Origin of the sequence: Saccharibacillus sp. CPCC 101409 (assembly GCF_030518235.1) — a bacterium.
GTDB lineage: Bacteria > Bacillota > Bacilli > Paenibacillales > Paenibacillaceae > Saccharibacillus.
The window spans coordinates 234,981-246,743 of the sequence record NZ_JAULSA010000001.1 but is presented as its reverse complement, the minus strand read 5'-3'; the positions used below and the strand labels follow the sequence as shown (position 1 = coordinate 246,743).

Annotated in this window: 10 protein-coding genes; 3 read left to right on the top strand and 7 right to left on the bottom strand. The window is 58.3% G+C overall.

Translation table 11 applies throughout. The annotated features are described in order from the left end of the window. Positions 1 to 332: 332 nt before the first annotated feature. Complete coding sequence (locus QWJ34_RS01055) at positions 333 to 1,400, top strand: 3'-5' exonuclease (RefSeq protein ID WP_302725194.1); 1,068 nt, start codon at positions 333 to 335, stop codon at positions 1,398 to 1,400. 6 nt (positions 1,401 to 1,406) lie between these two features. Then, the gene (locus tag QWJ34_RS01050; RefSeq protein ID WP_302725193.1) at positions 1,407 to 1,649 is read left to right on the top strand and encodes a hypothetical protein; all 243 of its coding nucleotides are present in this window, start codon (positions 1,407 to 1,409) and stop codon (positions 1,647 to 1,649) included. 545 nt (positions 1,650 to 2,194) lie between these two features. On the opposite strand, the gene QWJ34_RS01045 is transcribed toward QWJ34_RS01050, so the two are convergent. From QWJ34_RS01045 to QWJ34_RS01035, 3 genes are all read right to left on the bottom strand, one after another. Next, positions 2,195 to 2,782, bottom strand: coding sequence for a P-loop nucleotide/nucleoside kinase family protein (locus tag QWJ34_RS01045; RefSeq protein ID WP_302725192.1), 588 nt, complete (start codon positions 2,780 to 2,782; stop codon positions 2,195 to 2,197). Positions 2,783 to 2,959: 177 nt separating this feature from the next. After that, the gene (locus QWJ34_RS01040) at positions 2,960 to 5,698 is read right to left on the bottom strand and encodes an Ig-like domain-containing protein (protein ID WP_302725816.1); all 2,739 of its coding nucleotides are present in this window, start codon (positions 5,696 to 5,698) and stop codon (positions 2,960 to 2,962) included. A gap of 382 nt (positions 5,699 to 6,080) precedes the next feature. Next, positions 6,081 to 6,932 carry a TatD family hydrolase gene (locus QWJ34_RS01035; RefSeq protein ID WP_302725191.1) on the bottom strand — a complete coding sequence of 284 codons (852 nt, stop codon included), beginning with the start codon at positions 6,930 to 6,932 and terminating at the stop codon, positions 6,081 to 6,083. Here QWJ34_RS01035 and QWJ34_RS01030 point away from each other — a divergent pair. Continuing rightward, a complete protein-coding gene (locus tag QWJ34_RS01030) occupies positions 6,931 to 7,092 on the top strand; it encodes a hypothetical protein (protein ID WP_302725190.1) in 162 nt (53 codons plus the stop codon). The two genes, QWJ34_RS01035 and QWJ34_RS01030, sit on opposite strands and share 2 nt — an antisense overlap. Positions 7,093 to 7,294: 202 nt before the next feature. On the opposite strand, the gene QWJ34_RS01025 is transcribed toward QWJ34_RS01030, so the two are convergent. The 4 genes from QWJ34_RS01025 to QWJ34_RS01010 all read right to left on the bottom strand — a co-directional run bounded on the left by QWJ34_RS01025 (position 7,295) and on the right by QWJ34_RS01010 (position 11,471). Continuing rightward, the gene (locus QWJ34_RS01025) at positions 7,295 to 8,005 is read right to left on the bottom strand and encodes an RNA 2'-phosphotransferase (protein ID WP_302725189.1); all 711 of its coding nucleotides are present in this window, start codon (positions 8,003 to 8,005) and stop codon (positions 7,295 to 7,297) included. A gap of 110 nt (positions 8,006 to 8,115) precedes the next feature. Next, positions 8,116 to 8,244 carry a hypothetical protein gene (locus QWJ34_RS01020; RefSeq protein ID WP_302725188.1) on the bottom strand — a complete coding sequence of 43 codons (129 nt, stop codon included), beginning with the start codon at positions 8,242 to 8,244 and terminating at the stop codon, positions 8,116 to 8,118. A 389-nt stretch (positions 8,245 to 8,633) separates the two neighbouring features. Beyond that, positions 8,634 to 9,860 carry an RtcB family protein gene (locus QWJ34_RS01015; RefSeq protein ID WP_302725187.1) on the bottom strand — a complete coding sequence of 409 codons (1,227 nt, stop codon included), beginning with the start codon at positions 9,858 to 9,860 and terminating at the stop codon, positions 8,634 to 8,636. Positions 9,861 to 9,941: 81 nt separating this feature from the next. Then, a complete protein-coding gene (locus QWJ34_RS01010; RefSeq protein WP_302725186.1) occupies positions 9,942 to 11,471 on the bottom strand; it encodes a TROVE domain-containing protein in 1,530 nt (509 codons plus the stop codon). Between the last annotated feature and the right edge of the window lie 292 nt (positions 11,472 to 11,763).

The following is an 11,763-nucleotide window of genomic DNA, read 5'->3' as shown; positions in this document are numbered from 1 at the left end:
TTTTGGTGCGATTCAGAAGAGCGAAACCGTTCATCCGATTGAGGCAAGTCGCTAGCAGCTTGCCTCACCTTGATCAGTCGGCTTTCGATCGGCTGAATCGCACACGGTTTTGGTGCGATTCAGAAGAGCGAAACCGTTCATCCGATTGAGGCAAGTCGCTAGCAGCTTGCCTCACCTTGATCAGTCGGCTTTCGATCGGCTGAATCGCACACGGTGACTAAGGCAAGTCGCCGGAAAGTTTCCGGCCAGCAAACCGATCGTTCCATTCGCGGGGCATGAAAGAACGGAAAAAGAAACAAGCAGCAAACGATCCGATTGGAGGGGAAACGCGCATGGACTTTGTCGCCATCGACTTCGAGACCGCCAACAGCAGACGGGCGAGCGTCTGCGCGGTCGGTCTAGTCGAAGTAAAAAACGGGGAAATCGTCGACGAATATTACAGCCTCGTCAATCCGCACGACGATTTCGATTCGTTCTGCATCGCCGTGCACGGCATCACGCCGGATCAGGTGAAAAACTCGCCGTCGTTCGCGGACATCTGGCCGGAACTGCGCAGCCGGATCGAAGACCGCGTGCTGGTCGCGCACAACGCTTCGTTCGATATGAGCGTGCTGCGGCGCAGCGCGGAGCAGCACAATCTCGATCTGCCGCATATTCAATATATGTGCTCGTGCCTGCTGGCGCGGAAGATCTGGCCGGATATGCCGAACCACAAGCTGAATACGGTCACCCGCGAGCTGGGACTAAGCTCGTTCAAGCACCACGACGCGATCGAAGACGCGCGGGCCGCGGCCCGCATCTTTCTCCGCTGCTCGCTGGCGGGCGAAGCCGGCGACTGCGGCGGCCTTGCCGAGCGCTACGGCTACCGCATCGGCCAGATCCTGCGCAGCGGCAAGCACATCACGTTTTCGTCGTCGGCTGCGAAAAGCAGCCGTCGGCGAAGCGGAAGCGCGGCGGGCGGAGCGGCCGGCCCAGCGGGTGCAAAAAGCGGCGGCTCAAATGCAGCCGCGGCGGAAAGCCGGCCGGATTCGGGGGCGGCCGCGAAGCCCAAGTCCGCGCCGCCAAGGCCGAATCTTGCGGCCGACCGCGGCAATCCGCTGTACGGCAAGCGGCTGGTCTTTGCCGGGCGGCTGAGCGGGCTGAAGCGTGAAGACGCCCAGCGGCGCGCCGCCGGTCTCGGCGCGCTGTGCACCGAATCGGTCGAATGGAAGACCGATTACCTGGTCGTCGGCCGCGGCGACTACGCGAAGTACGCCGCGGGCGGCCGCACCAGCGGCAAGACGCAGTCGGCCGCGCGGCTCGCGGCCGCCGGCAGCCGCGTACGCATTTTGTCCGAGGACGAGTTCGCCGTCCGGCTGAGCGAAGCGGAAAACGGCGGCCGGGCCGGTTCGGAGGGGTAACCGCGTATGGACAACCGGCGCAAACAGCTGCGTTTGCAGCAGAAAATGATGTTCGACGTCGTGTTTATCGCCCTGGCGATCGCTTCTATTTTCTACTTCCGGCTGTACAGCCTGCCCGGCATCCTGCTGCCGCTGCTGCTCGCCGCTCTGCGCGGCTATACATTCGTCGTCAATATCCGCCGTTTCCGCCGCTTGTCGGTGGAGATCGAGCAGGAAGAGCGCGAAAGCCGGCTGTACGATCGGGATTGACGACGGACGAAAGCGGCGGGCGACGGCAAGTTGGCAGATTGACAGTTACAATTTGGTTATACTTTCAAGGCGCTTTTAGACGTAAAAAAAAGACCGCGGGTCTCCAATTCGGCTGGAGGCCCGCGGTCTTTTGGTGCGCAAATTGGGATCAGCCGCCCATTTGTGCATATCGGCAGCAAATTCGGCCTTTTCCGCTCAGAATTCCAGCATTGCTGCATGTGAGCATCATTTTTCCGAAGATCAGCTTCTTTCCGTGCCGGAACGCGTCTGCGGCGCCTGAATTGCTGCGTATTGGCATCAATGGCTCGATCTACTGTCCCAACGGGCAGAGATTGATGCGGATTTGCAGCAATGCCGGCAGCGGAAGTGCCATCGAAGCCAGCGTTCCGCCGCTCCATGCCCGGATGCCCGCGTATCTCACCCCAGCGGCGTTTCCACAGCTTTTTGTTTCCGCGGCACGCCCGTTCTCCGGTTTTGCTATTTTACGGCTCGGACGCTCGGCGGCTCCAGGACTCTCGTCCTGCTCTCCCGCTTATCCCTTCCGCTTACGCTCCGTACACGAACTTTCGCAAACTTTCGATATTCTCTTCCAGCGAGCCCGCCGAATTATCGAAGTACAGGATCGAATCGCCCGGCAGTTCCCACACGACGTCGGTACGCTCCATGCGTTTCACAAACTCGTCCCAGTGCGCCAGTTTCCACTCGTCGGCTTTGTGCCCCCGGTCGATAATCCGCTGCTTGTACTGCTCCATGTCGCTGAGGTAGACGTAGATGACTTTGACCTCCACGTCTTCCACGCTCGCCCCGATCTTGCCCAGCGCTTCGCGAATCCAGTCCGGATTGTGGATCTCGCTCGTAAAAGGACCGACCGCGAACACATCCAGATTCAAATCCAGATTCTCCAGCGCCACGTCCATCGTCATCTCGTAACCGAGATCGCGGCACAGTTCTTTGTAAGCCGGCGAATCCCGGTCGTTCGGATCGTGTCCGGCAATCGTCATGATCTTCTCGCTCGCCCGCCGCGACACCGTGTCCATATCGAGAAATACCGCAGGATGCTTCTCCGTAATCCCTTTTGCCAGCGTGGTCTTGCCGCTTCCGGCGCCCCCCACGAAAAATACCAGTTTACGCATATCGTCCTTCCCTTCTTCGACTGCCCGGCCATAGGCGGCCAGGCGAATAGGAGCTTTAGTTTCTATTATACGCAATTGAGGGTGTTTCGCCATGCCATGTAAAAAAGGAGCATCCCATGGATGCCCCTCAAGTATTGAATTGAAATTCGCATTGGCAGATTGCGGCGATGGAACAAATCAACCGCCCGGTATTCCTCCGCCTCCGCCGCTTCCACTTCCACTTCCGCTATTGACGATAGTTACCTGATACGTACCGTGGGCCCCCGAACCATCTTGGGCGGTAACCGTGACGATTACCGTACCTTGACTCTTGCCCGACAGCAGACCGTTCTGATCTACTGTCGCGACCGCGGTATTGTCCACGTTCCAGATAACGGTTTTGTTACTTGCATCGCCAGGCGCGACTTGCGCATTCAACTGCAGTGTAGTGTTCACTTCGATCGAATTCGTCGTACCGTCGTATGCCGACACCGTCACGCTCGTTACCGGCTGCTTAACCGTTACGGTGTACGTGCCGGATTTGCCGGAGCCGTCTTTCGCCGTAGCGGTAACCGTTACAGTTCCTGCTTTGATGCCGGTCAGTAGGCCGTTCTGGTCGATACTTGCAAATTGCGGATCGTAAACCGACCAGGTTACGGTTGAGTCCGTTGCATCGTTCGGATTCACCGCTGCTTCCAACTGTAAGGTCTCACTGACGTTAACGGTATTCGTCACGTTATCGTATGCCGATACCGTGACGCTGGTTACCGGCTGTCTGATCGTCAACTGGTAAGTGTCCGATACGCCCGAGCCGTCGTTCGCCGTGGCGGTAACCGTAACTGTGCCAGCTTTGTTGCCGGTCAACAGGCCGTTCTGATCGACACTCGCGATCTGCGAATCGTCGACCGACCAGGTTACGGTCTGATCCGTCGTATCGCTTGGATCGAATTCCGCTGTAAGCTGCACTGTATCGCTGACATTCAAATACTTCGGATTCCCAGCCGCCGTTATGGTGATTGTTGCTGCCGGCTGCTTGATTGTCAGATTGTACGTATTGCTTACACCGGAGCCGTCCTTCGCCACAGCGGTTACTGTTACGGTTCCCGCTTTGATTGCAGTCAGCAGCCCGTTCTGATCGATACTCGCAAACTGCGAGTCGTACACCGACCAGGTTACGCTTTGGTCTGTTGCGTTGTTCGGAGATACCGAAGCGGTAAACTGCAGAGTACTGCCGACATTAACGGATTTCGCTCCCTGGTAGGCCGATACGGTTACGCTTTGCACCGGCACATTTGCCGCCGTAATGGTCAGATTGAACGAATCCGATTGACCCGATCCGTCCATGGCAGTCGCTACAACGGTTACAGTGCCCGGCGTTCCCGCCGTAAGCAGTCCGGTAACGGGATCGATGGTTGCGCTGCCGGTTCCGCCGTACACCGACCATTTAACCGAAGGATTGGTCGCATTGTTCGGCTGCACCTGAGCGCTAAACTGCAAGGTCTCGCCCTGTGTAACCGAAGTTGCTCCGCCGTACGCGGATACAGTCACCCCGGTAACCGGGAACTGCGTCTGAACGACGGTAAACGTACGGGTTTCTTTCACTCCCGAACCGTCGGAGGCCGTTGCCGTTACCGTCACGGTACCGGCTTTGATTCCGGTCAGCACACCGTTTACATCGATGCTTGCGCTGCCGGTTTCATTGTATACGGACCAGACGACCGTCTTGTTGGTCGCGCCGGTCGGTGACACGGCTGCGGTCAGTTGAAGCATACCGCCTTCGTTGACCGTGGTCGCTCCGTTTGGCGCGTTAATCTGAATCGAAACAACGCGAACGGGACTTGGATTCGTCGGCGTCGTAGGCTCAGGATCGTTCACAACAGGAGTCGACGGCGGTGTGGACGGCTGCGTCGGTGTAATCGGCGCCAAAGGCGTCAACGTTCCCGATTGCGTGGTATAGGTCGTGCCGGTAACCTGAATGCCTCCAAGAGGGACAGTGCTTTCAAGTCCCCGATCGATCACCAGATCCCGTACGACCGCGTTTCTTATCGTGACGTCGTCTCCGTTGATTCTCAGCTTGTCGATTTGCGTTCCGCCCGCGTCCAGTACAGCGCCGCTTCCGTCGCGCGTATTACCGACAGCCAGATAGATGATCCCCGTGATACGGGTTCCATCCGTGCGAAAACGAATTTTGCCGCCGGCCAGGGCTTTCTCATTGATCTCTCGCAGCAGTCCGCGCACTTCATCGGTAACCAGGTAGTTCGTTCCGTCGAGCGTAACGATATCGCCGTCGATGGAATCCACTTTCATCTGGCCGAACATCGGCGCGAACTGCGAAATAACGAAAGCCAATTCCTGGCGCTGCGTCTCTTCCTTGCCGTTGATGTCGTTGACGGCGTTGAACGAAATACCGAGACGATTCAACTCGCTCAAATACGGTTTTGCCCATGAGCTCGCCGAATCGACATCGAATGTTCCCCGAACTCCGGTTGCGGGACCGTCGGTCCCAAAGGACAATCCGGAATTATCTCCGTTCAAATCCAGCGAAGCCGCTTTGACCCACACTACCGCCAGCTGTTCGCGGGTCAACTCGGTATTCGGACTAAAGCGTCCTCCGCCTACGCCGTTCATGATGCCTGCTTTCCGTACCGCGTTTACGTACGGCGCATACCAGGCGTTCGAAGAAACGTCGGAGAATCCGGTCGCGCCGCCGGATACATCCAACTTCAGCATTTTGGCGACGACAACTGCGGCTTCTCCTCGCGATACGCCGTCCTTCGGCCGATACTCGCGATCCGGGTAACCTTGCACGATTCCCATTTCACTCGCTCGTTGGATACCCGGCTTTGCCCAGTTATCGGCCTCCGAAATATCTTTATAAGCAGTAGCGCCGAAAGCAAGCTGCGGCAGCGCGAAACCGGCAACCAGAATAAAGCTCATCGCCGATGCTGCAAATTTCTTGCCTAAACTTCTCAACTGCACACCTCCTTTACCCAAAAATCGAAACTTGTCGAACTTGGTTGGCTAATGTGGAGCGAACATACCACCTCCTCTCCAGCATACTTTTTTAATCGGAATATCTTTCAGTGCTATTGGCATTCTTGCATACCAAATAACCATTCCGAATCCATAATTCTATTTTATGTAATATATATAATTAAGTACAACAAAAAAATTTGAACCCCACTAATTCGCTCTTAAAAACATTTAGTCCAAAAATTTCAATAAAAAAACAACCTGCACACTTTGCGTCAGGTTGTTTCTCTTTATCTGCTTAATTGGGTTGCGAAACGATTCCTTATCTTTTCCGAAAAATCACGTTTTATTCAAACCCAATTCCGAAAAACTCCTTTGCCGTCTCCGTCGTCTGCCGCATAACTTCATCTACGCTGCGGCCGGCGCATTGGGCGACCGCGGCGGCGATGTGGGGCAGGAAACGCGGTTCGTTGCGGCCGTCTTTCGGCTTGGGGACGAGGTCGCGCGGCGTCAGGAACGGCGCGTCGGTCTCGATCATCAGGCGTTCGGGCGGGATCAGCTTGACCAGGCTGCGCAGATGCTTGCCGCGGCGCTCGTCGCAGATCCAGCCGGTGATGCCGATGTACAGGTCCATTTCCAGATAAGCGCGCAGTTCCTGCTCGCTGCCGGTAAAGCAGTGCACCACGGCCGGCACCCCGGGCGGCTTCACCCGGCGCAGGATGCGGGCAAAGTCTTCGTGCGCGTCGCGCTCGTGCAGGAACAACGGCAGCTCGAGTTCTTCGGCCAGCTCCACCTGCTTGGTGAACCATTCCAGCTGCATGTCGCGCGGCGAGAAATCGCGGTTGTAGTCGAGTCCGCATTCGCCGATTGCGACGACCGAGCCGCCGGCGGCCAGATCGCGCAGGCTTTGCAGCGTGCGCCCGCCGCAGCTCTTGGCGTCGTGCGGGTGCACGCCGGCCGTCGTATACAGACGGCCCGGGTGTTTGCGGGCGTAATCGGCGGCGGCTTCGCTGCTTCTTACGCTCGTTCCGGTAATAATCAGCGGCGTAACGCCCGCTTCGAGCGCTGTTTGTACGATCTGATCGCGATCGCCGCCGAACGAACGGTGCATCAGATTGATGCCGATGTCGATCGTTCGATTCGTTTTGTCCGATCCCGCCGTTGGATGGGAATGGTGATTGGGATGTGTATTCGTCATGTTCGATTCTCTCCTTCTGTTTGCCGGCATGTTCGTTCTGCAAAATGTTGCAAATCCGCAACAAATCCTGCTCGAAAACGGGCTTTCTCCGTTCAATGCTGCTCAGGCGCAACATTTTCCCGAAAAACCGTCCCAACCTGCCGGATTGGCAAACAAATGATGCACGTAGGCAACAGTTTGGCAAATTCCGGGCAGTTCTTACGAAAATGATGCGCGTACGCAATATTCCCATAGCATACCGTCACAAAAATACATTTCGTTTCCGGCATCGCGGTCGACGCTCAATCTGCAAATTCGCGTCCGACGCTGCGGCCGACGCCTGTTCGATATCAAGGCTGACGCCCGGTAGCTTCAGCTGCCGTTCAACTCCGCGGCTTCCGCTCCGCTTCGTCCTCGTACTGCCCGTCCACCGCCAGCACGGCGGACGGAACCCGCTCGGCCAGCCACACGCCGCTGCCCGCGTCGTAGAACGCGACGCCCGCTTCGGCCGCGGCCGCCGTATCCAGGCGCAGCATGATCAGTTTGCCTTTGCGCCGCCCGGCCAGCGCGGCGAAGTGCGTGTCCGCCGATAAATGGACGTACTCGCGTCCCATCGGCAGCAGACCGTGTTCCTCGATCGACGGCAGCGCATGCCGGCCGGTGCCGTGATACAGCACGGCCGGCGGCGTGCCCTGCGGGTAATTCACCCGGCCGAAGCTGTGTCCGTAGCGCGCGCGGATGCGCGCCTCGCCCGGCTCCACAATCTCGAACCGCTGTTTGTCCGAGCGCCGCACCACGCCGCGTACGTCTTCTTCGGTGACGGCTTCGAAGCCGGTACGCTGCCGGATCGCCGCCAGCAGCTCGTCCAGGCCGCACGACCCGTCTTCGGGATCGAGCCGCAGCCCGGACTCTTCGGGCTTGTGGCGCAGCATCATCGACATCAGCTTGCTGAGCTTCTTGTCGCGCTCCGCCGCGGACAGCTTGGGCCGAGCGCCCTGTCCGCGGTGCGGATTGCCTGTACCCTCGGCTTTTGAAGAAGCGGACAGACGACCCTCTTCCTCGATACCGTTATGTTTTTTCTTCGATTTGTTCATCTGTTTTCTCCTTTACTCTCCGCTCCAGCCGCGAGCGGAATAAAATCCGCGATATCGTGAGCCCGGGCGTCTGCCGCCTCCGGATAGAGCGCGATCAGCCCGGCAGCGGCCTATTCTTCGTCCAGATGCTCCGTCAGCCAATCGCAGCGTTCGTACAATTCGCACACAGCCGGCGGCATAGCGGCATACCGCTCGCGGCGCCCGTCCGTCTCCGCCGCATGGCTTCCTTTTTTCCTCATCGGCCCGCCTCCTTGATTCCCGCTCACTCTCTTCCCCTCCATTTTAAACCATTTCTCCGTTAAAGGCACATTCCAGTACCTTGCCAACTCTTAATCGGAGGTTTACGTTCGCCTGAAACTCGCACGCTTTAGGTGCGATTCCGTCCTGAGACTTCGTACACGGGTTTAAGTACGAATTTCAAACGGACGTAACTGTTCATTCGGACGTAACTGTTCATTGAATTGAGACCGGTCGCCGGATTTACCCCCGAACGGTTCGAACCCGCTTTCGCAATCCGCAGCACGCGCCAAAAAGCCGGTTCTCCCGCATCTGCTGCGGAAACCGGCTTCTTTTCCATCCCGTGGCATTCTTTTTCCCAATAACCGCCCGTCCACCCGCCTTCCCCCGCTCAATCTTTATACGGATCGAACTCGTTCGCGCCCGCCATCGCCACCCCGATCGGTTTCAAAGTATGCAGCACGTCCAGCGTTTCCGAATGGGCATCCAATACTTCCCGCAGCTGCCGGTACACAAAAGGACTTTCGTCCGTGCCCGCGCCGCGCAGTTCCACGCCGAACTTTTGCACCGCGCTCATCATGCGTTCTTCGGTGATTTCGCCGCCGAGGCGAACGCGCGTTTTCCAGTTCATTTTGCCCGCGGCCTGGGTCCGGCTCATGACGCGTCCCGCGCCGTGCACCGTGCTGTAGAAAGCTTCGCCGTTCTCCGCCGTATTCTTCCCGCGCACAATGACCGAGATATCGCCCATGCTGCCCCCGATAAAGCCCAGCTGTCCCGGAGCCGAAGGCGTCGCGCCTTTGCGCACCACGATGCAGTCTTTGCCTTCATGCCGCTCTTTCCAGGCGAAGTTGTGGTGGTTGTGCACTTCGAAATCGCTTGTCGCGCCCAGGATCCCGAGTACCTGGCCGATCACGTAATCGCGGCCCGCGTAAGCGTACCGTCCGGCCAGCTTCATCGCGCGGTAGTACATATCGCCCGTTTCGCTGTCGAGATCGAGCAGAACCGGCGGCTGGTCCATACTTTCGCCCGGCGCTTTGCCGAGGAAGTCGCGGCCCGCCGCCAGGTTCAGGAACCCGCTCGCCGTCTTGTGCCCGAAGCCCCGGCTGCCGAAATGGTTCCCGACCCAGATCCGTCCCGTCGACGGCTCTTCGAAAATATCCACGTAATGATTGCCGCTGCCGACCGTCCCGAGCTGATCGCGCGCCAGTTTTTTCAATTTGTCGTGCACGTTCCCGCTAATCTGCCGGTACACGGACCAGTCGGGATCGTCGAACAGCTCGTGATCCACCTTGTGCACATTGACGCGGCCTATGCCGAACTCCACTTTGCGGCCGATCTCGTCCATGATCTGCTTGATGCGCGGCTTGACGTCGTCGGCTATCAGGTTGGTGCGCACCGCTTTGTTGCCGCAGCCGATATCGTAGCCGACGCCGCTCGGCGAGATCTGCCCGTCGTACGCGACCACGCCGCCGATCGGCTGGCTGTAGCCTTTGTGATGGTCGGCCATCAGCAGCGTTTGCACCACGTCGCCGTAGTGCGCGCAGGTCTGGGCCTGTTTCAGCGCGCTTTCGTCCACTTTGCCCCATACCCGCACTTTTCCGATCGTTTCGTAACTCATATGGATTCAATCCTTTCCGTATCAAAAGCGTCCGGCGCGCAAACTTCCCGCCGGCCGCCGCAATATTCACTCTGTGTTCTATTACCCTTGAGCGTCTTTTCCATCGGTTTTTCCGGTATCCGGCCGATCCAGATCCATTCTCGCCACATGCGCGCTCATCGAATCGAATCCGCGCGCGGCCGCCGAGATGTACGACAGAACCTGATCGCTCCAGCCGTAAATGTAATGCGTATTCGCGTCTTCTTGCGGGACCATCGCGCTGCGGTACGGAGCCAGATCGACGATAAACGCTTTGGCGTCACGATTGATCTTGGCCCGGTAGCGCTGAAGCTCCTTGTAAAAAGGACTGCCCGCGTTCTGCTGCTCGTCCGTAATCATAATGATGTGATCGACGTTCTCGCGCAGATCGGTCAAATAACGTACCGGCAGTCCGGTATCGGTTCCGCCTTTGGCTTTGATCCGCGCCGCCTGGCTCATGATGCCCGCGGTCCGCGACGGTTTGGGATCGTGCACTTCGTGATCGAACGTCAGGAATATGGAATTCCCGCCGGTTTTCTTGTACAAGGCGAGCGCGAATACCGAACCCGTCCGCAAATACTGTCCTTCCATCGAACCGGAAATATCGAGCAGGATCGCGGTGCGGCCCGGCAGTTCCGGCAGACTGGCGAACGTCAGGTCGACGGCTTCGGCCAGTGCTTCCTTCAACGCCGAACGCTTCACTTGATCGTACGCCGTCGCAAACCGCATCGGCAGAATCTTCGATTTGCGCAGCGCTTCGGCGTCCGTCAGCCGCTCGGTCACATAGCGCAGATGCTGCGGATGCTCCAGCAGGCCTTCGCGTTCGAATGTGTTCAGGTGGCGCAGCAGCGCAAACATCGGCATCTGGCGCAGCAGCGCTTCCCAGATCTTTTTGTTGGCCGTTACCGCGCCCGTCACCGTCTCGTACGGCAGCTTGCCTTCACGGATCAGGCGGATTCTTTCTTTGTCTTTGCCGGCCCGCTTGAGCTGTTCGACGGCCGCGATCTGCGGCAGGCCGGCCAGCGTCGTCTCATGTCCGCGCAGATAGCGAAACAGCGCCTGCTGTCGTTCGTCCGCCGGAACCGGGTGCGCCGTGGCGATCGCGTCGCCGAGATTGTAGCCCCGTCCGCGGCCGCCGTACTTGATCGCCCAGTATTCGGAAGCTTCTTGCAGGAAGCTTGCGACCTGGCGCTTGACCGCCCGGCCTCCCTGGCCGCGGCCCATGCCCTTGAGAATCGTCAGGAAATCGGTCAGGTCGGGCGGAATGAGGACGACGTGCTTGAACACTTTGACAAACAGGTCCGGGCGGGCTTTCGACAGGACCGCGAGGCCGTAAACCGGCTGCAGCCGCATAAAGCCCTGCCGCCGGGCAAAGACCAGCGCTTTCGCCATGAATTCCGGATTCAGTTCGGCCATCGTTTCGTGACTTTCGGCCGCCTGCGCCAGCAGTTCGTTCGCTCCGGCGTAAAAAGTACGGCCGAGCGTGTTCGTCAGCAGCATTTGCAGATACTCTTCTTCGATGCTGCGATTGTAGGCGGGGTAGTTTCCCTGCGTATATAACGGTTCGGTAAAATGCTGTACGGCTCGGCTCATGTTGGCGGCCTCCTTTTATATGATGGTAATTCGTATTTATGCCGCTCACAGACGGAATGTTTAAGCCGTTGAACGTTAAGCGCTCCGTCTCTAAACGGCATGGAATATCGGGCACGGATGCCGGCGAGGAAAAGGTGAAGAAGGTGTCGACGGGGCTCGAACCCGTCTGCTGCCGTTTCTTTTCCGAAAGAGTCGAAGTATCCCTCTTCAGCGCCTCGCCGGGCGCTGGTGTCCGTTTGATGCAGGCTTGTTACGAGGAAAAAGGTGGAAAGGAAAATTTGCCGCTCTGTCC